Origin of the sequence: Methylobacterium brachiatum (assembly GCF_020523825.1) — a bacterium.
GTDB classification, from domain to species: Bacteria; Pseudomonadota; Alphaproteobacteria; order Rhizobiales; family Beijerinckiaceae; genus Methylobacterium; species Methylobacterium brachiatum.
In genome coordinates this window covers 206,660-230,948 of the sequence record NZ_JAJALK010000003.1, presented here as the reverse complement: position 1 = coordinate 230,948, position 24,289 = coordinate 206,660, and the positions used below count along the sequence as shown (strand labels likewise).

Sequence of the window (24,289 nt, the reverse complement as noted above, 5' to 3'; positions counted from 1 at the left end):
CCCGGTCGGCCCTCCGGCACGCGCCTCCGGCGCCCGGCGTGCCGGCCGTCGTGCGCTGGAGCTCAGGGACCCGCAGATGTCCGCCCTCTCGATCCTCGACGTTTCCGCGGTGCGCGCCGCCCCGGTCGCCCGCGAGCCCTACCCGTACACGCTCGGCACCAACGTCCTGAACCCCGACGCGATCGACGCGATCCGGCGCGACTTCCCGGACATCGCCAAGCCCGGCTACCTCACCGTGGACGAGGTCGCCCTCAAGGGCCGGTTCAAGGCGCTGATCGACGAGCTGGAGAGCGACGCGTTCTCGGAGATCCTCGGCGAGAAGTTCGGCATCGACCTCGTCTCCTGCCCGCGGCTCACCACGATCATGCGGAAGAGCCAGCTGAAATACGGCTCGATCCACACCGACGGCCCGTCGAAGGTGCTGACGCTGCTGGTCTACATGAACGATGCCTGGGACGCCCCGGCCGCCGGCCGCCTGCGGGTGCTCTACGACGGCCGCAACTACGCGCCCTTCGCGGTCGAGGTGCCGCCGACCATGGGCACGATGTTCGCCTTCCTGCGGGCCGACAATTCCTGGCACGGCCACGAGCCGTTCGAGGGCGAGCGGCGCGTGGTGCAGGTCGCCTGGCTCAAGGACGCCACCGAGCTCGAGCGCAAGCGCAAGCGCAACCGGACGGCGCAATTCCTCAAGGGGATCTTCGGACGCTGAACACGACGGCAGTTTCACCCAGGCTCTTGTTAGGGCATGCTTTTCACCCGCAGGCCGGCACCCGAATCGGGGCCGGATGCCTGGACCAGGGGGATCGAATGGGCGCGGTCGTGCTGGCCGATCCGGGTGAGGATGCCCGTACCGGTTCCAAGCGTCGCTTCGTCGTGCCCGGCCTCCTCGTCCTCGGCTGGGCCGGCCTATTCACCTACAGCGCCGCCTACCTGACCGAGGACCTGCCGTTCCGCTCGCAGACCGCCGAGACCCGGCCCGCCCCAGCGCCGAAACCGCTGGGCCGCCGGGTGGTGATGCTCGACACGCCGGATGAATCCGTCCCGGACGCGCAGCGGCCGGACGCCGCGTCGCTCGCCGCCGCGCCGGCGAGCCCGCGTCAGGCGGCGCCGGGCCTGCAGGCGGCGATCTCGGCTCCGGTCACGCCTTCGGCAGCCAAGCCGGCCAGCACGTCCAGCCCGGACTTCGTCGGCATCTGGGGTCCGACCGCCGATGCCTGCGCGGCCCGCTCCCGTCGCCGGGGCTACATCCCGGCCACGATCACGCAGGACCGCGCCCGGGCCGGACGGACGATCTGCACTTTCCACGACAGCCGCCGGGTCGGGAACGGCTGGGTGATGGGCGCCGAGTGCAGCGATCGCGGCCGGCACTGGTCCTCGCAGGTCCGCCTCGTGGTCGACGGCGACCGCCTCACCTGGTCGAGCGGCCGCGGCACGGCCGCCTATATCCGCTGCGGCCGGCGCGGGGGGTGATAACTTAACTCCGTCCTTGCGAGCGCAGCGCAGCGACCCAGGGAAACGCCACGGTTTGAGATCCCAGGCTGCACCGCGCTGCTTCGCTGCGCTCGCAAGGACGAAACGACGTCTTCGTCCGTCGGACGTGTCACGGATCCGTCAGGCGGCCCCGCTCACTCGCCCGGCGGCCGCATCCAGAACAATCCGCGCCGCGGCCCGGCTCGGGGTGTCGTCGCCGGCGAGACGCATCAGGCCGTCGATCCGGGCGAGCGCGTCGCTCTGCGCGTCCCGCTCCGCACCGCCGACCAGCAGGGGCAGCAGCGCCCGGGTGAGATGCTCGGCGGTGCAGTCCGCCTGGACGAATTCCGGCATGGCGTTCTCGGCCAGGATCAGGTTCGGCAGCACGATGCTGGGGACCTGGATCAGGCGCCGGGCGATGAACTCCTCCGCGCGCGAGACCTTGTAGGCCACCACCATCGGGACGCCGGCCAGCGCCAGCTCCAGCGTGACGGTGCCGGAGGCCGCCAGGGCCGCCCGGGCGCCCCGGAAGGCGGCGTATTTCGGGTCCTCGCCGGTGAGCACCCGCACCGGGACGGGCCAAGCCTGGGCCAGCCGCTCGATCAGCGCCCGGTGGCGGGTCACGGCGGGCAGCACCGCCTCGACCTCGAGGATGCGGGAGACCTGCTCCAGCACCTGCCCGAAGACCGGCATCAGCCGGTCGATCTCGGCGCGGCGCGAGCCCGGCAGGATGACGAGGCTGTAGGGCACCGCCTCCCGTCGCCGGCTCTCCGGCGCGGAGGGACGCAAATCCGAGAAGCGCTCGATCAGCGGGTGGCCGACATAGGTGCAGGGCGGGCCGCCGAGCCGCAGATGCGCGTCCGGCTCAAACGGCAACAGCGCCATCACGTGGTCGATGAAGCCGCGCATGCCCTTAGCCCGCCACGGCCGCCAGGCCCAGACGCTCGGCGACACGTAATCGACGATCGGGATGCCGGGCGCCGCCTTCCGGACCCGCTGGGCCACGGCATGGGTGAAGCCCGGGCTGTCGATGATCACCAGCACGTCGGGCCGGGCGCGCACCACCACGGTCGCGGTCTCGCGGATCCGGCGCAGCAGGGTCCGGGCGCGGGCGAGCACCGGCAGGTAGCCCATGACGGCGACGTCATCGAGGGGGAACAGCGAGGTGAACCCCTCCTCGGCCATGGCCTCGCCGCCGACCCCGCCGAATACGGTCCCGGGCGCGGCCGCCCGCAGCGCCCGCATCAGCTTGGCCCCGAGCTGGTCACCGGAATCCTCGCCGGCCACCAGCCAGACGGTCTTCGGCCCGCTCATGGTCCGGCCCCGGGCCGGTAGCCGACCAGAAACAGCCCGAGGCGGTCGGCCTCCGCGGCGGTGGCCACGCGGTCGATCACCAGGGTGCCGCCGGCCTCGAGCGCCAGGCCGACGCAGCCGGCCGCCGCGGCGTTGCGCACGGTCCGGGGGCCGATCGCCGGCAGGTCGATGCGCAGGTCCTGGCCGAGCTTCGGCGCCTTGACCAGCACGGTCGCGGGCAGCGCCCGGCCCCGCCCGAAGGGCTTGCGCCCGAGCGCCCGGGCGCGGGCGAGCATGCGGTCGGTCCCCTCCGGTCCCTCGACGGCGATCACGCGCTCGCCCGAGACCGCCACCGCCTGCCCGAGATCGTAGGGCGAGAGCGCGTCGAGCACCCCGCGCCCGGTGCGGATCGACGCGTCGGCATCCGCGTCGGGTCCGAGGCGGCCGAGCCGGCCCTCGGGGCAGAGCAGATCCGGCGCGGCCTCGTGGACGCCGAGCACCCGGTGGCCCTCCTCCTCGACCAGGGCCAGGGCGGCGCGCAGCAGGCGGTCGTCGCCGCCCCCGGCGATCGCCCGCAGGGTCTCGCGGTTCCGGAGCGCCGCGCCGGCATTGAGCAGCGCGGCCGGGCTCGGCCGCGAGACCCCGCCCGCCGGCACCATCACGGCCGGTCCCCAGCGGCGCAGCAGCTTGAGGATCGCGGCGAGGTCGAGGAGGTCGACGGTGGCGTCGGCCCGGGCGCGCAGGGACCGGTCGGTGAAGCCGCGCAGGGCGATCAGCCGGAACGGCCGGTGCGTCCGGTTCAGGGACTCGGCCACCAGCTCGGGCAGCCGGCCGGCGCCGGCGATCAGGACGAGCGTGCCCTCGGGCAGCGGAGCGGCCTCGGCCATGGGGAGGCTCAGGCCGCCCCGATCGGGACCGGAAGCTCGCGCGGGGTGCAGATCGAGCGCTTGCCGCCAGCGCGAATGAAGGCGAGGATCTCGGAGACCGCGGCGTGGGATTCGAAGGTCGCGGCCACGTCCTCGACCCGCTCCATGAGCGTGCCCTCGGGGGCGAACAGCAGCCGGTAGGCCCGCCGGAGCGCGTGGATGTCCTCCCGGGCGAAGCCCCGGCGCTGCAGGCCGATGATGTTGAGGCCCGACAGGTAGGCGCGGTTGCCGAGCACCATGCCGTACGGGATGCAGTCGTTCTCCAGGCCCGAGAGGCCGCCCACGAAGGCGTGCGCACCGACCCGGGCGAACTGGATCACGGCGGCGCCGCCGCCCAGGATCGCGTAATCGCCGACGCTGCAATGGCCGGCCAGCATCACGTTGTTGGAGAAGATGACGTGGTCGCCGACCCGGCAATCGTGGCCGACATGGGAATTGGCCAGGAAGGTGCAGTGATCGCCGACCGCGGTCTCGAGGCCACCCCCGCTGGTGCCGGGGTTCATGGTCACGCCCTCGCGGATCAGGCAGTCGGATCCGATTGTCAGCGTCGAGGGCTCGCCCCGGTATTTCAGATCCTGCGGCTGGTGGCCGATGGAGGCGAACGGGAAGATCCGGGTACGGGGACCGATCGTGGTGCGGCCGGCCAGCACCACGTGGCTGAGCAGCTCGCAGCCCTCGCCCAGCACGACCTCGGGGCCGACATGGCAGAACGGGCCGATCCGGGTCCCGTCGCCGATCACGGCGCCGGATTCGATCACGGCGCTCGGGTGGATGAGGGGCTCGCTCACTCCGTCACCAGCATGGCGCTGATCTCGGCCTCCGCCACCAGCACACCGTCGACCCGGGCCTCGCCGCGGTACCACCACATCGTCCGGCGCCGGTTCATCTTCTTCATGTGAAAGCGCACCTGATCCCCCGGGGTGACCGGCTTGCGGAACTTGCACTTGTCGATGGTCATGAAGAACACCTGCTTGGTCTGCAGCTCTTCAGTCCGGATGTGACGGCAGCAGATCGCGCCGGCGGTCTGGGCCATGCCCTCGATCAGCAGCACCCCGGGGAAGACCGGCAGGCCGGGGAAATGCCCCATGAATTGCGGCTCGTTGGCGGTGACGTTCTTGATGCCGACGCAGGATTCGTCCCGGTCGATCTCGACGATGCGGTCGATCATCAGGAACGGGTAGCGGTGCGGCAGCAGCTCCAGCAGCGTCTGGATGTCGGCTGTGCCCAGCTCCTCGTTGGTGTCGCGCGCCGCCTCGCTCATCGAATCCCGTACCTCGCGTCACCGCCACCGGGCGGACCGATATCCGCCCTCCATGACGGGCGGACGCCCTCTTCGGAAGAAATCGGCGGAAGCGCAAGGGTTTCCCGGCAGCGCGGCTGATATCGCGACCGGGATCACTCAGCCTCGGGGGCCGGATCCTTCTCGGGATCCATGCCCGAGCGCTCGGCCAGGCGCGCCAGCGTCGTCAGCTCGCGGAACCAGGCCCGCACCGGCTTGGCCGGCGTACCGCCCCAGCGGCTGCCCGGCGGGACATCGCGGTTGACGTTGGACGAGCCGGCGATCTGGGCGCCGCGGCCGATGCGCAGATGGCCGACGACGCCGACCTGGCCGCCGAGCACCACGTAATCCTCCAGCGTGGTCGAGCCCGAGATGCCGACCCCGGAGACGATCACGCAATGGCGCCCGATCACGACGTTGTGGGCGATCTGGACCAGGTTATCGATCTTGGTGCCCTCGCCGATCACCGTATCGCGCGAGGCGCCCCGGTCGATCGTCGTGTTGGCGCCGATCTCGACATCGTCCTGGACGATTACCCGGCCGATCTGCGGCACCTTGAGATGGCTCGCGCCCATGGCGAAGCCGAACCCGTCCTGGCCGAGCCGGGCGCCGGGATGCAGGATCACCCGGTTGCCGAGCAGGGCGTGGCTCAAGGTCGTGCCCGTCCCGATGGAGCAGTCGCGCCCGATCCGCACCCCCGGGCCGATCACCGCGTTCGCGCCGATGACGCTGCCGGACCCGATCTCGACGCCGGGGCCGATCACGGCGCCCGGATCGACCGTGACGCCCTCTTCCAGGCGCGCATCCGGATGGACATGGGCGCCCGGAGCGATGCTGCGCCCGCCGAATTGCGAGCCGGGACGCATGGCATCCGGATGCAGGCGACCGAGCAGGGCGGCGTAGGCCCGGTACGGGTCGCGGCTGACCAGCGCGACGGTGCCGGCCGGACAGCGCGCCGCGAAGCGCGGGCTGACCAGGCAGGCCCCGGCCCGGGTCTCGGTCAGCGCCGCGCCGTAGCGGGCATTGTCCATGTAGGCGAGGTGGTGCGGCCCGGCGCTCTCGAGCGGGGCGGCTCCGGTGAGCCGGTATTCCGGGTCCGCGCCCTCGGGCAGGACCGCGCCGGCGGCGACCGCGATGTCGGCGAGGGTGAGCGAGCCGGTCGCGGCGAAGAAAGCGGGATCTGACATGCGTGACAACGCTCCGGCCGGAGAAATCCGACCGGCGCGCGTGGATTTTATCAGAACCGCGAGCCGCCCGAGAAGCGGAACGCTTGAGTCTGATCCTTGCCGATATGGCCGACCTTGCCGAGCAGCGGCACGTAGACCGACTGACCCTCGTCCTTCGTCAGGGCGTAGGCGTAGTCGAAGCGGATCGGGCCGAGCGGCGAGTTCCACAGGATGGAGGCGCCGATCGAGGAGCGGATCGCGGCGGTGTCGCGGACGTTCACGCATTCCGGCTCGACGCCGATGTTGAACGCGGAGAAGTTGCACTTCCCGGTCTGGGGCGAGATGCCGTTGATGAAGCCGTCGCCGTTCACGTTGAAGTTGCGCCGACCGTTATAGCCGAACAGCGTACCGGCATCGGCGAAGACCGCGCCCTTCAGGCCCAGATCCCGCGGAATGAGCGGCAGCGGGAACTGCACCTCGAGGGTACCGCCGATATAGGTGGAGCCGCCGATGGCGTTGGAGCGGGCGTCGGCGATGCCGACGTCGCGCGGGCCGATGCCGTTGGGCGCGAAACCGCGGACCAGCGACGGGCCGAGGAAGAACTCGTCGGTGACGCGCAGCGGCTTGCCGTCGATCGCGTTGATGTGGCCGCCCTGGAACCGGACGAAGCCGATCACGTCTTCGAACAGCTCCTTGTAGTAGCGCGCATCCGCGGTGACGCGGAAGAACTTCGAGTCGCCGCCGAGACCCGCGACGTCGGGCTTCAACTCGGCGTAGAGGCCGTTGCGCGGCGCGCCGACCACGTCGAGGGTCGAGTAGGCGAGCGTCAGGCCGGCCAGCGAGGTCAGTGTGTTGCCCTGCGAGCCCTTGATGGCGATCGAGGCTTCGCCGTCATACGCGCAGTTCGGGTAGATCGACTGGCCGCCGATGTTGCGGCCGCTGTTCGGGTCGATCGTACCGCCGGCATAGGTCGCGGTGTAGCCCGGGATCGGCGTCGAGCAGTCGTTGTACGGCCGCTTGAGGGTGTTCGGGACCTTCAGCTCGGTGTTGTACAGCGAGTAGCGCAGGGTGATGCCGAACTCCTCGGTGATCGGCAGGCCCAGGCGCAGCTGGCCGCCATACACCGTGGTCTCGTAGCGCGAGTACCGGGTCAGGTCGGAGTACTTGTAGAAGGCGTCGAAGCCGGCGGCGAGCCGGTAGCCGAGGAAGTACGGCTCGGTGAACGAGAAGTCGACGCCGCGCGAGTACTGGCCGCCGGTGCCGGCGAGGCGGACATACTGGCCGCGACCGAGGAAGTTGGACTCGGAGACCGAGACCTCGCCGATGATGCCGTCCTGGGTGGAGTAGCCGCCCGCCACCGAGAACGAACCCGTGGGCTGATCCTCGACATCGATGTTGATGACCACGCGGTCGGCCGCGGAGCCGGGCTCGTTGGAGAACCGGACCTTCTTGAAGAAGCCGAGGCCGTTCAGGCGCCGCTCGGCCCGGTCGGTAAGCACGCGGTTGTAGGCGTCGCCTTCCGCGATATCGAGCTCGCGGCGGATGACGTAGTCGCGGGTCCGGGTGTTGCCGCGGATGTTGATGCGCTCGACGTAGACGTGCGGGCCGTCCTCGACCACGAAGCCCAGGGAGACCTGGTGGGAGGCGGGATCGCGCTGGCCGGTCGGGCGGACCTGGGCGAACGGGTAGCCGGCGCGGTTGACCTCGCGGGTGACGTTGTTGAGCGTCCGCTCCACGTCGTCGGCGTTGTAGACGTCGCCCACCGCGGCGGTGATCTGGCCGTCGAGCTTGGCGGTGTCGATGCCGGGCAGGCGGGAATCCACCGCCACCGCGCCGACCTTGTACTGCTCGCCCTCGTTCACCGTGATGGTGATGACGTAGCCGGAGCTGTCGCCCTCGACGTAGCGGGCGTCGGCGCTGACCACCTGGAAATCGGCATAGCCGTTCTTCAGGTAGTAGCGGCGCACCTGGTCGAGGTCGGCGGTGATGCGGTCGGGATCGTAGACGTCGGAGGTCTTGATGAACGACAGGAAGTTCATTTCGGAGGAGCTCATGAGCCCCTTCAGCGTCCGCTCCGAATAGGCGTTGTTGCCGACGAAGTTGATCGAGATGATGCCGGTCTTGTCGCCCTCGTCCACCTGGTAGATCACGTCGACGCGGCCGTTGGGCAGGTCGACGGTCCGGTAGGTAACCTTGGCGGTGCCGCGGCCGAAACGCTTGTAGACGTCGCGGATGCGGGCGAGGTCGGCGTTGACGATGGCCTCACTGTAGGGGCCGCGGGCCTTCGCCTCGACGATGCCCTCGAGCGTGGCCTTCTCGACCTTCTTGTTGCCCTCGAACACGACCCGGTTGATCAGGTTGTTCTCGCGGACGGTGACCACCGTGCGGCCGCCGGACTGGGCGACCTTCACGTCCGAGAACATGCCGCTGGCGAGCAGGTTGCGCCGGGCCTCCTCGGCGGAGCCGGACGCGGTCCCGGTCACGTAGGACCGGATGGTGTCGGCATCGACGCGCTGGTTGCCCTGGACGACGATCTGCTGCGCCTGCGCGGCACCGCTCAGGACGAGGCCCGCACCGGCAGCGACTAGGACGATGGTCTTCCGCACCGACTTACGTCGGGGCTTCCCCGTCAACGACATCATGCAATCGCCCGTTTCTGTTCTGGTCGCGGGGGTTAGCCCGTCACAGGCGGCCGTTGACCGGTCGTCCTGTCACCCTGGTCCAAGCGTGGCTTCAGGTCCAAGCGTAGCTCTTAGCGGGATTCCCCTGCCAAGCAAACGCGCGGGAGGCCATCGTCAGGGGATTTTGGGGGGTCGTGGCCTTCGCGCCACTTAACGGCGCGGACCCCGCCGGGGCAAAGCGCCGATCATGGTAAATGGCCCGTAAATCTTTGCGGCCACTTCTGTTTTCGCGTCGGCGAATCCGAGCTTTAACGCTGTTTTAAGCACCCGCCGGGGCGCGTTCGCGGCGCTCTCCGGGCGGGATCGCGGCGGGATTGGGGCGCCGAATCCGGTGGAGATCGGACCCGGCGCCCCCTCCCGGGATCAGGTGTTCCGCCAGGAGGCGCCGAGGTTGAGGATGTCGTTCCAGGCCGCGAACAGCATGAGCATCAGCACGAGGGCGAGGCCGATGCGGAAGCCGATCTCCTGGGCGCGCTCGCTGAGCGGGCGGCCGCGGATCACCTCGAAGGCGTAGAACAGCAGGTGCCCGCCATCGAGGAGCGGCACCGGGAACAGGTTCAGCAGGCCGATCGAGACCGAAAGCAGCGCGATCAGGCCGACGAGACCGCCGACGCCGCCAGTCTTGGCGACCTCGCCGGAGACCCGGGCGATGCCGATCGGGCCCGAGAGCTGGTCGGCGGATTCGCGGCCGGTGGCGAGCTTGCTCAGGTAGGAGAAGGTCCGCTCGACCACGAAGTAGGTCTCGCGCACGCCGAGATCGAGGGAGTCCAGCGCCCCGTACCGGACGAGCCGGGCCTCCGAGCCCGAGGGCGAGCGGATGCCGAGCCGGCCGATCCGGTGGCGGCCGAACGGCGTCTTCTCCTCGTAGGTCGCCGGGGTCGCCTGGATGGTGATCGGCTGGTCGCCACGCTCCACCGTGAAGGTCAGGGGCGTGCCGGCGCTGCCGGTCACCGTGCGGTACATGGCGTTGAAGTCGCCGATCTTCTGGCCGTCGATGGCGGTGATCACGTCGCCCGGTTGGAAGCCGGCCTGGGCGGCGACGCTGCCTGGCTCCACCGAGGAGACCCGGGCGGGCAGCTCGTAGCGGCCGGCGAGCCAGATCGCCCCGGCAAACAGCAGGATCGCGAGCAGGAAGTTCGCCACCGGGCCGGCGGCGACGATCGCGGCGCGCTTGGCCACCGGCTGGGTCGGGAAGCTGGTCGCCCGCTCCTGCGGGCTCATCCGGGCGATCGCCTCGGGATCCGGGATGCTCGCGCCGTTCACGTCGCCGTGGAACTTGACGTAGCCGCCGAGCGGGATGGCGCAGAGCTTCCAGCGGGTGCCGCGGCGGTCGTTGAAGCCGAACAGCTCCGGGCCGAAGCCGAGCGAGAAGGCATGCACGCCGACGCCGCACCAGCGCCCGACCAGGAAGTGGCCCATCTCGTGGACGAAGACCACGACCGTGAGCACGAACAGGAACGGGATCACGGCACCGAAGAAGCCGCCGGCGGTCCCGCCCATCGCGTTGAGGAAGTCCATGAGCCGATCCCTGGCCGTCTCTGCGCCGGCGTCTCAGGCCGGCCATCGGGCCGGTTTAGCAGATCGGTGTTGTTTATCGCCAACGCAATCCGCCGGGACTGCCGCGGGAGGTCGCGGGGCGCGGGCGCGCACATCGGGGCGAAGGATCCCCGCTATCCTCGCTCCCATGCCCCCGAAGCCGTCAGTGGCCCCCGCCCCCGCCGGCGGCCGCGCGCGGGCGGCGGATCAGCGGCACGGCGCAGGCCATCGCCAGGAACAGCACGGTGAGCGCCATGAACACGTCCTCGAAGGCCATCACCAGCCCCTGGATCCGCACCGTGTTGGACATGGCCTTGAGCGCCATGCTCGGCGCGGCGCTGCCGAAGGACTCGAAGCCGCGCTGCATGGAATCGAGCCGCTCCAGCGCGGCGTTGTTGGCCCAGGTGAAGCGCTCGTGCAGCCGGGCGAGGTGCAGGTCCCAGCGGGCGTTGAGCACGGTGTTGATCAGGGCCAGGCCGACCGCGCCGCCGAGGTTGCGGGTGAGGTTGTAGAGGCCGGAGGCGTTCTTCATCCGGGCCGGCGGCAGGGTGCCGAGCGCGATGTTGTTGATCGGGATCATGCACAGCATCAGAGAGCAGCCGCGCAGGATCTGCGGCCAGAGCAGCTCCCAGAAATCCCAGTCCTTGGTCAGCCCGGTCACGATCCAGGTGCCGCTGGCGAAGCCGACGAAGCCGATCGCCATCATGATCCGCGGATCGACCTTGCCGGAGAGGCGGCCGGCGATCGGGGCGGTGGCGAACATGCACAGCCCCGAGACGAACATCGTCTCGCCGATCATCAGCGCCGAGTAGCCGCGCACCCGGGCGAGGTAGACCGGGTAGATGTAGGTCAGGCCGTAGAGCCCGATGCCGAGCACGAAGCTCGCCACGCAGCCGCTGGCGAAATTGCGGTCGGAGAAGGCCCGCAGGTCGACGATCGGCTGCTTGGCCGTGAAGGCCCGCCAGAAGAACAGCAGCCCCGAGACCGCGCAGATGACCGCGCAGGCGAAGACCGCCTCGTCCTGCATCCAGTCGTGGTTCGGCCCCTCCTCGAGGACGTATTCGAGGCAGCCGAGGAAGCCCGCCATGAAGGCGAGGCCGGCCCAGTCGAACGACTTCAGCAAGGCGTGGTTCGGCTTGTCGAAATCGACCAGGAGCCAGGTCGAGATCGTCACCCCGATGCCCGGCACGACGTTGATCAGGAACAGCCAGTGCCAGGACATCAGGTCGGTGAGGTAGCCGCCGATCGTCGGGCCGATGGTCGGCGCCAGCGTCGCGACGAGGCCGATCACCGGCGACACGATGGTGCGCTTCGACGGCGGGAAGATCGTGAAGGCCGCGGCGAACACGGTCGGGATCATGCCGCCGCCGATGAAGCCTTGCGCGGCCCGCCAGACGATCATCTCGGAGATCGACGAGGAGGTCGCGCACATCACGCTCATCAGCGTGAAGCCCCCCGCCGAGAGCGCGAACATCCAGCGGGTCGAGAGCACCCGCGACAGGGTGCCCGAGAGCGGGATCGAGATCACCTCGGCGATCAGGTAGCTGGTCTGGACCCAGGGGATCTCGTCCCCGGAGGCCGAGAGGCCGGCCTGGATCTCGTTCAGCGAGGCCGAGACGATCTGGATGTCCAGGATCGCCATGAACATCCCGAACACCATACAGAAGAACGCCACCATGCGGCGGCGGTCCATGGGGGGCTCTGCGGCGGCCGGGATTGCGGCCGAGAGGGCGGCGCTGGCAGCCACGGCCGGGCTCAGCGGCTCGCGGCGTCGAACCGCCGGTTCGCGGCCTGGTCGAGGACCGAGCGGTCGGTGCCACCGCGGGTATCGACCCGAACCTCGGCCGAGAGGCCGGGCCGCAGCAGCCCCTCGCGGGCGACGTCCTCGGGCACGAGCACCCGCACCGGCAGGCGCTGGACGATCTTGGTGAAGTTGCCGGTGGCGTTGTCCGGGGGCAGCAGGCTGAACACCGAGCCGGAGGCCGGCGAGAACGACTCGACCACCCCATGGATCTCGCGGTCCGGATAGGCGTCCACCGTCACGATCACCGGCTGGCCCGGGCGCATGCGCTGGACCTGCGTCTCCTTGAAGTTCGCGTCGATGCGCACGCTCTGGAGCGGGACCAGGGCGGCGACCCGGGTTCCGGGCGCCACGTAGGCCCCGGCCTCGACCGCCTTGTTGCCGACCACGCCGTCGAACGGCGCACGGATCACCGTGAAGTCGAGGTCGCGCCGGGCGCGATCGACGGCGGTGCGCAGCTCGGCCGAGAGCCGCTCGGCCTCGCGCTTCTGGGCCTGGAGCACGTCGACATTGGCGCGGGCCGCCAGGAGGCCGGCCTCCATGCCCTTGACCGAGGCCTCGGTGCGGTCCCGGTCGGCGCGGGCCTGGTCGATCCGCGACTTGGCGACGTAATCGGCCTGCATCTGGGTCGCCCGGGCGAAATCCGCCTGGGCGCGCACGGCGTCGGCGCGGGTCGCGTCGATCTGCGCGGCGGCCTGGGTGACCTGCGCCTGCGCGGCCTCGACCTGCCGGCCGATCCGCACGATCGTGCTTTCCTGCGTAGCGAGCTTGTCCTGCGCGGCCTGCAGCGCGAGGCGGTAATCGCCGTCGTCGAGCTTGGCAATCACGTCGCCCTTCTTCACCGAGACGCCGTTCACCACGGGCACGGATTCGAGATAGCCCGAGACCTTGGCGGCCAGGACCGAGATATCGGCCTGCACGTAGGCGTCGTCGGTCGAGACGAAGAACCGCCCGACGCTCCACCATTGCCAGCCCTCGTAGGTGCCGCCGCCGAGGGCCGCCGCCAGCACGCCGAGCAGCAGCGCCCGCCGGAGCGGACGCTTGCGGGCGGGGGGCGAGTCCGGCGCGGTCGGCGCGGAAGCCTGCGCCGCCTCGGCGTTGCGCGGGGTGGCATGGCGGGGCGCCGGACCCTCGGCGCGCTCGTCCTCCACGAACGCATTGTCGGCAACCGGCCGGTCGCCATCTTCGCGAAGGGACATCGTGGAGCCTCTGGTCTCATGACCGAACCGTTCGGTCAGCCGACAGGACGCGCCTTGACGCACGTCGAATCTGCCTTCAGGGTAGATTGACCGAACGGTTCGGTCAAGCGAAGCAGCGTCTCCGACGCGGAGCAGGGTGATGGTTCAGGGCGTGGTGCTGGAGCGGGGCTCGGCCTCGACCGAAAGCGACAAGCGGCGGCAGATCCTCGAGGGCGCGCGCCGCGTCTTCCTCGCCTCCGGGTTCGACGGGGCCAGCATGGGCGAGATCGCCCGGGCCGCGGGCGTCTCCAAGGGCACGCTCTACGTCTATTTCGACAGCAAGGAGGCCCTGTTCGAGGCCCTGATCATCCTGGAGAAGTCCAGCCTGGCCGAGACCCTGTTCACCTTCGACCCGGCCGATTCGGATGTCCCGGCCGTGCTGACGCGGTTGGGGATGAGCTTCCTGGCCGAGATGTCCAAGCCGGAGCACATCTCCGTGCATCGCATGGTCATCGGTGTCTGCGAGAAGTTCCCGCATTTCGGCCAGGTCTATTACGAGGCCGGGCCGGCCTGCGGTGTCGCCCGGTTGGCGGCCTATCTCGACGTCCAGGTGGAGAGCGGCCGGCTGCGCATCACCGATACGACCCTCGCGGCCCAGCACTTCCTGCATCTGTGCCTGGCGGGCCTCCTGACCCGACTCCTGTTCGCGGCCGGCGGCATGGCGGACGAAGCCCGGAAGCGGTTTCAGGTCGCGGAGGCGGTGCGGGTGTTTCTGGCCGGGTACGGGGCGGATGCCTCGGGCGGAGCGGCCAAGGATTGATCGATCCCACGCCCCCGTAGGGCCATCCGACGTCCCCCGCACGGCCTCATCCCGAGGTGGCGGAGCGAAGCGGAGGACACGACGGAGATCTCCTTCGAGGCCCGGCGATCTTCGATCGCCCGGCACCTTAGGATGAGGGGATTGGGTGGGAGTGCCGGTTCAGGCGGAGTCTGAAGACATTTCCGGCGGCCGCCACTACCCCGCCGCACGCAGCTCCGGCAGAGCCTCGGCGCTCCAGACGCGGACATGGGCGTCGATGGCCAGCGCCTCATCCACGTCGGCGGGCGCGGTCCGGTACTGCCCGGCGAAATGCCCGCAGGCGCGCTCGACCAGGTCGCTGATCCCGTAGAAGCCGATCCGGCCGGCGATGAAGGCGGCCACCGCGATCTCGTTCGCGGCATTCATGACGGTGGGCGCCGCCCCGCCGGCGGCGAGCGCCGTCCGGGCGATGCGCAGGCACGGGAAGCGCTCCTCGTCGGCAGCCTCGAAGGTCAGCGCGCCGAGCTTTACCAGGTCCAGGGGCCGACCCCGGGCGATGGTCAGACGGTCGCCGAGGCCGAGGCAGTGCGAGATCGGCACGCGCATGTCGGGGAGCGCCAGCTCGGCGGTGACGGCGCCGTCGAGCCAGTAGACCAGGCCGTGGATCACCGATTGCGGGTGGACGACGACGTCCAGGCGCTCGGGCTCGATGCCGAACAGGTGGTGCGCCTCGATCAGCTCCAGGCCCTTGTTCATCAGGCTGGCCGAATCGATGTTGATCTTCATGCCCATCGACCAGGTCGGATGGGCCGCGGCCTCGGTCGCGGAGGCGGCGGCGATCCGCTCCCGGGTCCAGGTCCGGAACGGGCCGCCCGAGGCGGTGATCATCATGGTGCGGACATCCGCCAGCGGCCGGCCGGCGAGCGCCTGGCTGAGCGCGTCGTGCTCGGAATCCATCGGCAGGATCGTGGCGCCGTAGCGCGCCGCGTCGCGCATGAAGGCGTCGCCGGCGCAGACCAGGCTCTCCTTGTTGGCGAGCGCGACCTTGCGGCCGAGCCGGAGCGCGGCATGGGTGGATTTCAGCCCGGCCGCGCCGCTCACCGCGGCGACGACGATATCGGCATCGCGGGCGGCGGCCTCCATGACGGCACCCTCCCCGGCTCCGTTGGGAATGCCGCTGCCCGAGAGCGCCTCGGCGAGGGCCGGGCCGGCACTCGCGTCGGCGAGCGCCGCGAAGGAGGCGCCGAGCTCACGCGCGACCTTGGCGAGCGCGACCGCGTCGCGACCGCCAACCACGGCGCCGGTGCGGAACCGGTCCGGGTGCTGGGCCAGCAGATCGGCGGTGGAGCGCCCGATCGAGCCGGTGGCGCCGAAGACGGCGACGGTCTGGGTCACGGGTGAAACTCCCTCATCGTCACGGGATCAGACCGCTTCCACGCAGGGCGAGATAGAGCCCGGCCAACACGGCCACTGCAAAAAATCCGTCGAGCCGGTCCATGACGCCGCCATGGCCCGGGATGATCTTGCCCGAATCCTTCACCCCGTAGCGGCGCTTGAGGCCGGATTCGAGCAGGTCGCCGGCCTGGCTCAGCACGGAGGCCAGGGCGCTCACCCCGGCCACCACCGGCAGCGAGGCGGCGCTCGGCAGGTCCAGCCCGGCGAGGTCGGCGGCCACCGCCACGAGCGACCCGGCTGCGACCGCGCCGACCAGGCCGCCGATCGCACCCGACCAGGTCTTGTTGGGCGAGACCCGGGGCATCAGCTTCGGCCCGCCGATCTTGCGGCCGGCGAAATAGGCCGCGATGTCGGTGGACCAGACCACGGCGAACATCCAGGCCGGGCCGACGAGGCCGATCCCGGGATCGTCGCGCAGGGCCACCGGCACCGACGCGATGGCCGCGGCTCCGAGCACGCCGGCGAGCGTCCGTACCCGGCCGAAGCCGGTGCGCGCCACCGTGGCGCAGGCCGCGGCCCCGAGGAGCAGGACGGCGAGGCAGGCGAGCGCCGGGGCGCCGCCGCGCTGGCAGAGCAGCAGGGCGCCGAGCGTCGCCGCGCCCAGCGCGATCAGCACCTCGCGCGGCTCGGTCCGGCTCATCACCATCCATTCGGCGAAGCCGATGATGCCGGCGGCGAGCCAGATCCCCGCGAAGGGCCAGCCGCCATAGACCAGGGCCGCGAGGATCGCCGGGGCGAGGACCACGCCCGAGGCGACGCGCAGCCAGAGCTCGCGCCGCCCGGAGGGGCGTGCGGCCGGTGGGGCGGTGGAGGTCACGCGCGTCTCGGCCTTCGCCTCAGACGTGCATGATCTCCTTCTCCTTGGCGGCCAGCACGCCGTCGATCTCGGCGATGAACTGGTCGGTCGCCTTCTGCACATCTGCAGCCTGGCGCTTCTCGTCATCCTCCGAGATGGCGCTGTCCTTCAGGAGCTTCTTCAGGTGGTCGAGCCCGTCCCGGCGGACGTGGCGCACGGCGACGCGCGCCTCCTCGGTGTATTTGTGGGCGACCTTGACCATCTCCTTACGGCGCTGCTCGTTCATTTCGGGGATGCGCAGCCGGATGGTCTGGCCCTCGGTCTGCGGGTTGAGGCCGAGATCGGATTCGCGGATCGCCTTCTCGACGGCGGTGACCATGCTGCGGTCCCAGACCGAGATCGACAGAAGCCGGGGCTCGGGCACGCTCACGGTGGCAACCTGCGCCATCGGCATCGACGAGCCGTAGGCGTCGACCTGGATCGGGTCGAGCAGCGAGGGCGTGGCGCGCCCGGTCCGCAGGGATCCGAGATCCTTGGAGAGCGACGCGACCGCGCCCTGCATGCGGCGCTTGATGTCGTTGAGGTCGAATTCCGGTGTGGCCATGGTGGTCGTCCCGACACGTCTGACGTTGTCTTCTCGCCCAGTACGGGCAGTCGCGGCCTCAATGGCGGAATTTTCCCGGTGCCGCAAACCTCCGGCGCATCCTCCGGAAAGCGGGTCACCGGCATTCCGAAGGCCGCGATGCGAATCGCGAGGCGCGCGGGTGCCGGATCAGGGCGCCACGAGGGTCGAAGGCGCCTCGCCCGACAGGATCCCGGCGATCGAGCTCGGCGGATGCAGGGAGCCGACCACGATCGAGAGCCGGCTCTCGCGGGCGAGCGCGAAGGCCGCGGTGTCCATCACCTTGAGGTCGCGGGCGATCGCCTCGTCATGGGTCAGCCGGTCGTAGCGGGTGGCGCTCGGATCCTTCTTGGGATCGGCCGAGTAGACGCCGTCCACCTGCGTGGCCTTGAGCACGGCGTCGCAGCGCAGCTCGGCGGCGCGCAGGACCGCGGCGGTGTCGGTCGTGAAGAACGGGTTGCCGGTGCCGCCGGCGAGCACCACCACCTGACCCTTGTCGAGATGGTGCAGGGCCGGCTGGCGGGCATAGGTCTCGCAGATCGTCGGCATCGACACCGCCGACATGGTCCGGGCCGGCACGCCCGCGGCGTTGAGCGCGGTCTCGATCGCCAGCGAGTTCATCACCGTGGCCATCATGCCCAGGGAATCACCGGTCGCCCGGTCGATCCAGCCGGCCGCCGAGATGCGGGCGCCGCGGATCATGTTGCCGCCCCCGACCACGATGGCGATCTCGGCCCCGGCCTCGATGGTCCGGGCGATGTCCTCGGCCAGGGCCGCCAGCGTGGGCGGATGGAGCCAGTAGCCGTCAGGAGCGGCCAGGGCCTCGCCCGACAGCTTGAGGAGGATACGGCGAAACGGCGTCGCTTCCGGCATCTCGATCTCCGGCTCCCCACCGCATCGCGCGAACCCGCGAGGCTTCTACGTCAGCCGCGGGAGCGGCGTCGAGGGGCGCGCGGCGATCCAGGCGGGGATCACGGGGACGATCTGCCACCGACACGCGATCGACGTGCAGCTTTGGCAGAGGAGCGAGGCCCGCCATCGGGATGGACGCCCGGGATTCCATGCGCATCGCACTCGTCATCAACGGCGCCTCCGGGGCGGTGGCGTCCGGCACGACGCCGGAGGCGATCCGGGAGAAGCTGGTCGCGGCCGGGATCGAACCGCTCGGCGAGGCCGATCGGGGGGCGCCCCTGCCGGTGCGGATCGCCGCCGCGGCCTCTGAGCCCGATATCGACGCCCTGGTGGTGGCCGGCGGCGACGGCACCATCGCGTGCGCGGCCGCGGCCCTCGTCGGCAAGACCACGCCGCTGGGGATCCTGCCGCTCGGCACCCTGAACCTTCTGGCCCGGGATCTCGGGGTACCGCTCGATATCGACGGCGCGGTGGCCGCGCTGGTTGCGGGCGGCCGACGCCGGATCGATGTCGGTGAGGTCAATGGCCGCACGTTCCTGATCAACTCGGTGCTCGGCCTGCCCGCCCGGGTGACGCGGCACCGGGAAGCGCATCGCCGCCATCTCGGCCTGCGCAGCCTGCTGCGCTGGGTCGTGGGGGTCCTGCGCCATCTCGGCCGGTATCCGCGCCTCACCGTGACCGGCACGATCGACGGCGCGGTCCGGACCTGGCGGTTCCGGCTGCTGGCCGTCGTGATCGGCGATTACGTCGAGCGCCCGGGCCACATGCTGGTGCGGGCGCCCGTCGATGCCGGGCGGCTCACGCTCTATGTCCTGGCGCATCTCTCACTGGCCCGGACCCTGCGCCTCGCCCTCGGCTTCGCCCTGGGCGATTGGCGGCGGCTGCCGGACGTGGAGCGGGTGCCGGCCACGAACTTGACCATCGCGTCGGAGGCCCGGGCGCTCCGGGTCATGAACGACGGCGAGGTGACCCTGATCCCCGCGCCCCTGCGCTACCGGATCCACCGGCAGGCGCTGACCGTGATCGTGCCGAAGACGGGCGGCCATCCGTGAGACGGATCAGCCATATCTCCGACCTGCATTTCGGCCGCACCGACCCGGCGGTGGTGGAAGCGCTGGTTCATGAGCTGAACGCCGACGCCCCGGACCTGATCGTCGCCTCGGGGGATTTCACCATGGCGGCGCGCCCGTCGGAATTCGCCGAGGCCCGCGCCTTCCTCGACCGGCTGAAGCCGCCCTGGATCGGGGTGCCGGGCAACCACGACATCTCGCCGTTCCGCCTGATCCAGCGCTTCCTGCGGCCGTTCACGCGCTACCGGCGCGCCATCGCGGCCGAGACCGAGCCGTGCTTCGAGGATGCGGAGATCGGGATCGTCTGCCTGAACACGGTGCGGCGCTGGGCGCCGGAGCCGGACTGGTCGCACGGCGTGATCCGCCGCAGCCAGATCGTCCGGGCCGAGGCGCGGCTCACGGCGATGCCGGATCACCTGTTCAAGATCGTCGTGGGTCACCACCCGTTCCTGCCGCCCCCCTGGGACGCGGAAGCCCGGATGGTCGGGCGGGCCGATCGGGCCCTGGCCGCGTTCCGGCGCTGCGGGGTCGGCCTGACGCTGGCGGGCCATCTGCACCGGCACTACGCCCGCTACGCGGACCCCGAGACCCCCGAGGATGCCTTGGTGGATCAGAGCGCGGTCCGCTCGCGCCCGGGGCGGTTGCTCGCCGTCCAGGCCGGCTCGGCGACCTCGACGCGGCTGCGGGGCAACGAGCCGAACGCCTACAACCGGATCACCATCGCGGGCGGTCTTGCGACCGTCACCGTGCGGCTGTGGGACGGGCGCGCCTGGGTCGATGCGGCGCCGGCATGACCGACATGGTCGCGCCGGCGCCGATCTTGTCAGCTCCCGGTGAAGACGCCGACGGAGCCGAGAAGCGTCATGACGAGACCGGACGCGAACACGCCGATCATCAAGTAGGAGAAGGTTTTCAAAGCCATGCACGTGATCTAGCGCGGCCGTGCCGCGGCCGGTGTGCGCTGCAACACGGGACGGGCGGGATTAGGTTTCCGGGCGTGTGGCGAGCCGTGTTTCAGGCTTTAAACCTGGTTGCTGTCAAGAATTTACAACCCGTTCACAAATGCGGATGCTCTACGAGGGGCCACTGGATGCGGCCGACGCATCCGCAAGCCGAATATCCTTCGCTCCGCTAGCCCGGAATGGTCAGGCAACGCGCTGGGTCTGTCGCGATTCACGCCCTCTCCAACAACGAGAAGGCTCAGGCTTCTTCGGACACGGCTCGCTCCCCGCCCTGCCCCGCTCATGCACGATACGGGCGGCTTACGCTTTGTTCGAGAGGTGTGACCGTAAAGATCCGCCTCGCGAAGCGAAGCCTGTTTTCGAACGATACGTCCCTGCTTTGCTCCCCGAAAACGCAGATGCAGGTCGACCTAGAAAAGAATCCTGCCGCGCAATAGTCCCTCACGGCTTTACCGTTTCAGTCTTTGGCGCCTCTGCTGACGGAAAATGCTTAGCAATACGCTTGTAGCTCCGCTTAATAGGATTAATGAAAGCGCCATGGATCGTATTAAATTTTTGCAGAGACGCATCACTATAGCCGGAGATGCCGAACACGGCCTTCTCGCCCTTCAGAGGCTTGTACGCAGTTCCGAAAGCCCAATCGAAAATCGATAAATTCGTCCCAAAATTTCGGTCCCAATGCGCCTGTGTCTTGCTGTGATGAATCTGGTGCATATGAGGACTGATGAATATTTTATCAAACCACCCAAGGCCGATTGGTATGTGAGAATGTTTCAAGGGATCCAAGGTCCAGACCAGAAGAATTCTGTTCGCGACGATGCTCAGAACCAGCGTTTCGCCGAGACTGAAACCATACAGGAACATGATTATCCCGGCGGGTATACCTTTAATGACACCGCCCGTCAGACCACTGGCAAACTGCAGGAAGGAGTGCTCCCTCTTCGTGGTCAGGGGCGTCATGTGTTCAGCGGAATGATGAACTTTGTGCAGTTCCCATAGAAATGGGACCTTATGCTCAAGATAATGAACAACATATTCAGAAAATTCGACGGCCAGAATCATCACACAGGTGCAACTAAACGCGGAAAACTGCGTGGCGGAAAGATTCGGGCTAAAACCGACAAAAATGGTGATCACGCGCTCGGACTGGCTTGCAATAAGCGTGAAAACTGCCAGCCCTGGCATAGAAAACACAACATCAGTAAATTTACGAAACAGATATATCACCATATCTGTTTTGACTGATGCGGAACTGATCGGATTAAAAGGAAGAAAATTTTCTTTGATTTCCTTTAAATTTATCCTCACGTCACTGCCGAAAGCCTGGAATACAATAAACGCCAAGCCCCCGAAAAAAAATACACCCCAAGTCAAGAAGAATGGATGGATTTCCATAAACAATTTGAGGACGTATTCCATCGCCGAGTCCGAGATTGGAGGATATTGGTAAAATTACTTGGTTTGTTGCTTGGCAAATCAATCAGACAAGAGGGAAGTTCGAGGGGTTTTTCAATCGTCGTGGGGTCAATCAAACCAAGGTAAATTGCCCGGTAACTACTTAGACGTGGATGCCGGGATCGAACGATGCGTCAAAAACGCGCATGGCCGGATGGAGAACTGGTCTTGTTCGCAGGCGCCCCGACGGTTTGAGCTTGGCCTGCAGTCTCTCAGTGGCGAGCACGGCAGATCCATCAATGGGCGTATCGTCCATCTGGCGCCATCCAACGCCGACCGTATTACGCCTTGACACCCAAGATGGCGGTGTTTGCCGAAAACCTTCAGAGTTTTTTGCGACTGACGAAAATCTATATCGCGTGCAACGCTGTCGTCATTGTTCAAGATGATTGCGCGGTCAAAACTGAGCTGAGTTAGATACGCAACGGCTACTTTGCCTTCCTGTGGCCTTCCCGAAAAACATCTTCGTCGCCGCACAAATCTGTACTTGATGCAAATGAAAACCCCGCCCGGCTCACGCCGGACGGGGTTTTTGAAATCGTCAGACCGAAAGGTCCGGACGAATCAGGCGCGACCGGCCTGCTGGGCGACTTCGGTGGCGAAGTCCGGGCCCTCTTCCTTCTCGATGCCCTCGCCCAGCGCGTAGCGGACGAACGCGGTCAGGGTGACGGGGCCGCCGACCTTGCCGGCGGCTTCCTTGAGCACCTGGCTGACCGTCTTCGAGCCGTCATGCACGAAGGGCTGCTCCAGGAGGGTGACCTCCTTGTAGTAGCTCTTCAGGCCGCTCTCGACGATCTTGGCGAGCACGTGGTCCGGCTTGCCGGCGTTCTTCTCGCGCAGGATGTTCGACTCGCGCTCCAGGGTCGCAGCGTCGACGCCGGAGGCGTCCAGCGCCACCGGGTTGGTGGCGGCGACGTGCATGGCGATCTGGCGGCCGAGATTCGACAGGGCGTCGACGTCGCCTTCGGACTCGAGCGCCACGAGCACGCCGATCTTGCCCAGCCCGTCCGAGACCTGGCTGTGGACGTAGGAGGCGATGACGCCCTTCTTGACCTCGAGCTTGGCGACCCGGCGCAGGTTCATGTTCTCGCCGATGGTGGCGATCAGGCTCTGCAGCTTCTCCGAGACGGTCTCGGTGGCGCCCGGGAACTTGGCGGCCTGGAGGCCCTCCAGGGTGCCGTCGGTGTTGAGGGCGATCTTGGCGGCCTCGCGGGCGAAGGCCTGGAAGGCGTCGTTGCGGGCGACGAAGTCGGTCTCGGAATTCACCTCGACGATCGCGGCATGATGGCCGGCGGATTCGACGGCGACCAGGCCCTCGGCGGCGACGCGGCCGGCCTTCTTGGCAGCCTTGGCGAGGCCCTTCTTGCGCAGCCAGTCGATGGCCGCCTCGATGTCGCCCTGCGTCTCGTTGAGCGCGCCCTTGCAGTCCATCATGCCCGCGCCGGTCTTCTCCCGGAGCTCCTTCACCATCGCGGCGGTGATGTTGGCCATGGCGGTCCCTTTCGTGTGGTCTGGATGAGAGAGGCCCGGCGCGCGGGTAAGCGGCCGGGCCCGGTATGCCTGGGTTCACGACGCCCCGATGACGGGGCGCCGCGACGTACCGAGAGTTAGACCGCGGCGGCGGCCTCGACGAAACCGCGGGCCTGCGAGACCCACGAATCGCGGTCGATGCGGCCGTTGAGCTTCAGGTCGGAATCGACCTTGGCGACCTCGTCCGGGGTCATCGCGGCGATCTGCCAGTAATGGTAGATGCCGGCATCGTTGAGCTTCTGGACGATCTGCGGACCGGCGCCATGCAGCTTGGTCAGGTCGTCCGGCGCGCCGCGCGGAGCGGCGAGCAGCTCAAAATGCTCGGTCGACTCGGCGAGCATCGCCACGTCGGCCGGGTCGAGCGCGTCGGACTCGACCGAGACGGCCGCGTCGTCGTTCGCCGGCAGCTCCTCGGCCTGCGGCTCCTCGGAGGCGCCGAGATCGACGCCCGACGAGCCCTGGGCCCGCGAGATGCCGTCGATGGCGGCCTTGGCGATCAGGTCGCAGTAGAGCGCGATGGCGCGGCCGGCATCGTCGTTGGCCGGGACGATGTGGGTGATGCCGTCCGGGTTGCAGTTGGTGTCGACGATGGCGGCCACCGGGATCCCGAGGCGGTTCGCCTCCTTGATCGCCAGCTGCTCCTTGTTGGTGTCGATCACGAACAGCAGGTCGGGCACGCCGCCCATGTCCTTGATGCCGCCGAGCGCCTTCTCGAGCTTGTCCTTCTCACGGGACAGCATCAGGCGCTCCTTCTTGGTCAGGCCCGGGCCGCCGGTCTCCAGCGTCTCGGTGACCTTGCGCAGGCGCGCGATCGAGCCCGAGATGGTCTTCCAGTTGGTGAGCATGCCGCCCAGCCAGCGGGAATTGACGTAGTACTGGGCCGAGCGCTTGGCGGCGTCGGCGATCGTGTCGGCCGCCTGGCGCTTGGTGCCCACGAACAGCACCCGGCCGCCCTTCGCGACGGTGTCGCTTACCGCCTGCAGCGCGGTGTGCATCGCCGGCACGGTCTGGGCCAGGTCGATGATGTGGATGTTGTTGCGGGTGCCGAAGATGTACGGCTGCATCTTCGGATTCCAGCGGTGGGCCTGGTGACCGAAATGGGCGCCCGCCTCGAGGAGCTGACGCATAGTGAAATCGACGGCCATGTCTTTGTACTCTCCGGTTGGATCCGCCGCGGAGGGATGCAGCCGCCCGACGCATTCGGACGGCCACCGGAAGACGCCTCATTCAGGCATGAGGCCGGCTCCGCGTGTGGGATGGGCGGGCGCTTAGCAGAGCCCGGGGCGGGGCGCAAGGATTCGGGTGAAATCGAAGGGCGGCCGCCTCTCAGAGCTTGCAACCCGAGGCCTCCGACACCG

22 protein-coding genes are annotated in these 24,289 nt (G+C 68.8%); 5 read left to right on the top strand and 17 right to left on the bottom strand.

Going from position 1 to position 24,289, the window contains the following annotated elements; all coding sequences use genetic code 11:
* Positions 1–76 precede the first annotated feature (76 nt).
* The gene (locus tag LGR69_RS08190; RefSeq protein WP_007561106.1) at positions 77–709 is read left to right on the top strand and encodes a 2OG-Fe(II) oxygenase; all 633 of its coding nucleotides are present in this window, start codon (positions 77–79) and stop codon (positions 707–709) included.
* A 98-nt stretch (positions 710–807) separates the two neighbouring features.
* Positions 808–1,470 (top strand): peptidase inhibitor family I36 protein, encoded by a 663-nt coding sequence (locus LGR69_RS08185; RefSeq protein WP_230365728.1) that lies wholly within the window; start codon positions 808–810, stop codon positions 1,468–1,470.
* Positions 1,471–1,611: 141 nt separating this feature from the next.
* On the opposite strand, the gene lpxB is transcribed toward LGR69_RS08185, so the two are convergent.
* The 9 genes from lpxB to LGR69_RS08140 form a co-directional block, all read right to left on the bottom strand.
* Entirely contained in the window at positions 1,612–2,784 is a 1,173-nt protein-coding gene (lpxB, locus tag LGR69_RS08180) for a lipid-A-disaccharide synthase (RefSeq protein ID WP_230365727.1), read from the bottom strand.
* Complete coding sequence (locus LGR69_RS08175) at positions 2,781–3,650, bottom strand: LpxI family protein (protein WP_230365726.1); 870 nt, start codon at positions 3,648–3,650, stop codon at positions 2,781–2,783. The genes lpxB and LGR69_RS08175 overlap by 4 nt, the downstream gene beginning before the upstream one ends.
* 8 nt (positions 3,651–3,658) lie before the next feature.
* A complete protein-coding gene (gene lpxA / locus LGR69_RS08170; protein WP_230365725.1) occupies positions 3,659–4,477 on the bottom strand; it encodes an acyl-ACP--UDP-N-acetylglucosamine O-acyltransferase in 819 nt (272 codons plus the stop codon).
* A complete protein-coding gene (fabZ, locus tag LGR69_RS08165) occupies positions 4,474–4,950 on the bottom strand; it encodes a 3-hydroxyacyl-ACP dehydratase FabZ (protein ID WP_091862797.1) in 477 nt (158 codons plus the stop codon). The genes lpxA and fabZ overlap by 4 nt, the downstream gene beginning before the upstream one ends.
* Before the next feature lie 134 nt (positions 4,951–5,084).
* The gene (lpxD, locus tag LGR69_RS08160) at positions 5,085–6,155 is read right to left on the bottom strand and encodes a UDP-3-O-(3-hydroxymyristoyl)glucosamine N-acyltransferase (protein WP_230365724.1); all 1,071 of its coding nucleotides are present in this window, start codon (positions 6,153–6,155) and stop codon (positions 5,085–5,087) included.
* A gap of 50 nt (positions 6,156–6,205) precedes the next feature.
* Positions 6,206–8,776, bottom strand: coding sequence for an outer membrane protein assembly factor BamA (gene bamA / locus LGR69_RS08155; RefSeq protein WP_007561090.1), 2,571 nt, complete (start codon positions 8,774–8,776; stop codon positions 6,206–6,208).
* 402 nt (positions 8,777–9,178) lie between these two features.
* A complete protein-coding gene (locus LGR69_RS08150) occupies positions 9,179–10,333 on the bottom strand; it encodes a M50 family metallopeptidase (RefSeq protein ID WP_091862803.1) in 1,155 nt (384 codons plus the stop codon).
* A 181-nt stretch (positions 10,334–10,514) separates the two neighbouring features.
* A complete protein-coding gene (locus LGR69_RS08145) occupies positions 10,515–12,098 on the bottom strand; it encodes a DHA2 family efflux MFS transporter permease subunit (protein WP_230365723.1) in 1,584 nt (527 codons plus the stop codon).
* Between the two features lie 8 nt (positions 12,099–12,106).
* Positions 12,107–13,351: an HlyD family secretion protein gene (locus LGR69_RS08140; protein ID WP_230365722.1), complete on the bottom strand. Its 1,245-nt coding sequence runs from the start codon at positions 13,349–13,351 to the stop codon at positions 12,107–12,109.
* 139 nt (positions 13,352–13,490) lie between these two features.
* Here LGR69_RS08140 and LGR69_RS08135 point away from each other — a divergent pair, with 139 nt between their 5' ends.
* Complete coding sequence (locus LGR69_RS08135; RefSeq protein WP_230365721.1) at positions 13,491–14,150, top strand: TetR/AcrR family transcriptional regulator; 660 nt, start codon at positions 13,491–13,493, stop codon at positions 14,148–14,150.
* 195 nt (positions 14,151–14,345) lie between these two features.
* Here the strand turns inward: LGR69_RS08135 and dxr are convergent, their stop codons facing one another.
* The 4 genes from dxr to pyrH form a co-directional block, all read right to left on the bottom strand.
* Complete coding sequence (gene dxr, locus LGR69_RS08130) at positions 14,346–15,524, bottom strand: 1-deoxy-D-xylulose-5-phosphate reductoisomerase (RefSeq protein ID WP_230365720.1); 1,179 nt, start codon at positions 15,522–15,524, stop codon at positions 14,346–14,348.
* Between the two features lie 19 nt (positions 15,525–15,543).
* Positions 15,544–16,401, bottom strand: a complete 858-nt coding sequence (locus tag LGR69_RS08125) for a phosphatidate cytidylyltransferase (RefSeq protein WP_230365719.1) — start codon at positions 16,399–16,401, stop codon at positions 15,544–15,546.
* A gap of 19 nt (positions 16,402–16,420) precedes the next feature.
* Positions 16,421–16,984 carry a ribosome recycling factor gene (frr, locus tag LGR69_RS08120; protein WP_007561074.1) on the bottom strand — a complete coding sequence of 188 codons (564 nt, stop codon included), beginning with the start codon at positions 16,982–16,984 and terminating at the stop codon, positions 16,421–16,423.
* A 168-nt stretch (positions 16,985–17,152) separates the two neighbouring features.
* On the bottom strand, positions 17,153–17,875 hold the full coding sequence (pyrH, locus tag LGR69_RS08115; RefSeq protein WP_007561072.1) for a UMP kinase: 723 nt from the start codon (positions 17,873–17,875) through the stop codon (positions 17,153–17,155).
* A gap of 188 nt (positions 17,876–18,063) precedes the next feature.
* Here pyrH and LGR69_RS08110 point away from each other — a divergent pair, with 188 nt between their 5' ends.
* Together LGR69_RS08110 and LGR69_RS08105 are read left to right on the top strand one after the other, a co-directional pair.
* The gene (locus LGR69_RS08110) at positions 18,064–18,966 is read left to right on the top strand and encodes a diacylglycerol/lipid kinase family protein (protein WP_230365718.1); all 903 of its coding nucleotides are present in this window, start codon (positions 18,064–18,066) and stop codon (positions 18,964–18,966) included.
* Positions 18,963–19,778, top strand: coding sequence for a metallophosphoesterase family protein (locus tag LGR69_RS08105; protein ID WP_230365717.1), 816 nt, complete (start codon positions 18,963–18,965; stop codon positions 19,776–19,778). Before LGR69_RS08110 ends, LGR69_RS08105 begins: the two co-directional genes overlap by 4 nt.
* Before the next feature lie 609 nt (positions 19,779–20,387).
* Here the strand turns inward: LGR69_RS08105 and LGR69_RS08100 are convergent.
* From LGR69_RS08100 to LGR69_RS08085, 4 genes are all read right to left on the bottom strand, one after another.
* The gene (locus LGR69_RS08100; protein WP_230365716.1) at positions 20,388–21,365 is read right to left on the bottom strand and encodes a sterol desaturase family protein; all 978 of its coding nucleotides are present in this window, start codon (positions 21,363–21,365) and stop codon (positions 20,388–20,390) included.
* 139 nt (positions 21,366–21,504) lie between these two features.
* The gene (locus LGR69_RS08095; protein WP_230365715.1) at positions 21,505–21,657 is read right to left on the bottom strand and encodes a hypothetical protein; all 153 of its coding nucleotides are present in this window, start codon (positions 21,655–21,657) and stop codon (positions 21,505–21,507) included.
* 308 nt (positions 21,658–21,965) lie between these two features.
* Entirely contained in the window at positions 21,966–22,892 is a 927-nt protein-coding gene (gene tsf / locus LGR69_RS08090; protein ID WP_050733772.1) for a translation elongation factor Ts, read from the bottom strand.
* A gap of 116 nt (positions 22,893–23,008) precedes the next feature.
* Complete coding sequence (locus LGR69_RS08085) at positions 23,009–24,076, bottom strand: 30S ribosomal protein S2 (RefSeq protein ID WP_007561064.1); 1,068 nt, start codon at positions 24,074–24,076, stop codon at positions 23,009–23,011.
* Between the last annotated feature and the right edge of the window lie 213 nt (positions 24,077–24,289).

What these genes read in the sequence shown, in the direction of transcription:
- bamA (WP_007561090.1), bottom strand. Translation starts at nt 8,776, where the DNA reads ATGATGTCGTTGACGGGGAAGCCCCGACGTAAGTCGGTGCGGAAGACC.
- LGR69_RS08110 (WP_230365718.1), top strand. Translation starts at nt 18,064, where the DNA reads ATGCGCATCGCACTCGTCATCAACGGCGCCTCCGGGGCGGTGGCGTCC.
- LGR69_RS08085 (WP_007561064.1), bottom strand. Translation starts at nt 24,076, where the DNA reads ATGGCCGTCGATTTCACTATGCGTCAGCTCCTCGAGGCGGGCGCCCAT.
- LGR69_RS08135 (WP_230365721.1), top strand. Translation starts at nt 13,491, where the DNA reads ATGGTTCAGGGCGTGGTGCTGGAGCGGGGCTCGGCCTCGACCGAAAGC.
- LGR69_RS08095 (WP_230365715.1), bottom strand. Translation starts at nt 21,657, where the DNA reads ATGGACGATACGCCCATTGATGGATCTGCCGTGCTCGCCACTGAGAGA.
- pyrH (WP_007561072.1), bottom strand. Translation starts at nt 17,875, where the DNA reads ATGCCGGAAGCGACGCCGTTTCGCCGTATCCTCCTCAAGCTGTCGGGC.
- tsf (WP_050733772.1), bottom strand. Translation starts at nt 22,892, where the DNA reads ATGGCCAACATCACCGCCGCGATGGTGAAGGAGCTCCGGGAGAAGACC.
- frr (WP_007561074.1), bottom strand. Translation starts at nt 16,984, where the DNA reads ATGGCCACACCGGAATTCGACCTCAACGACATCAAGCGCCGCATGCAG.
- LGR69_RS08140 (WP_230365722.1), bottom strand. Translation starts at nt 13,351, where the DNA reads ATGTCCCTTCGCGAAGATGGCGACCGGCCGGTTGCCGACAATGCGTTC.
- fabZ (WP_091862797.1), bottom strand. Translation starts at nt 4,950, where the DNA reads ATGAGCGAGGCGGCGCGCGACACCAACGAGGAGCTGGGCACAGCCGAC.
- lpxB (WP_230365727.1), bottom strand. Translation starts at nt 2,784, where the DNA reads ATGAGCGGGCCGAAGACCGTCTGGCTGGTGGCCGGCGAGGATTCCGGT.
- LGR69_RS08175 (WP_230365726.1), bottom strand. Translation starts at nt 3,650, where the DNA reads ATGGCCGAGGCCGCTCCGCTGCCCGAGGGCACGCTCGTCCTGATCGCC.
- LGR69_RS08185 (WP_230365728.1), top strand. Translation starts at nt 808, where the DNA reads ATGGGCGCGGTCGTGCTGGCCGATCCGGGTGAGGATGCCCGTACCGGT.
- LGR69_RS08190 (WP_007561106.1), top strand. Translation starts at nt 77, where the DNA reads ATGTCCGCCCTCTCGATCCTCGACGTTTCCGCGGTGCGCGCCGCCCCG.
- LGR69_RS08100 (WP_230365716.1), bottom strand. Translation starts at nt 21,365, where the DNA reads ATGGAATACGTCCTCAAATTGTTTATGGAAATCCATCCATTCTTCTTG.
- LGR69_RS08150 (WP_091862803.1), bottom strand. Translation starts at nt 10,333, where the DNA reads ATGGACTTCCTCAACGCGATGGGCGGGACCGCCGGCGGCTTCTTCGGT.
- lpxD (WP_230365724.1), bottom strand. Translation starts at nt 6,155, where the DNA reads ATGTCAGATCCCGCTTTCTTCGCCGCGACCGGCTCGCTCACCCTCGCC.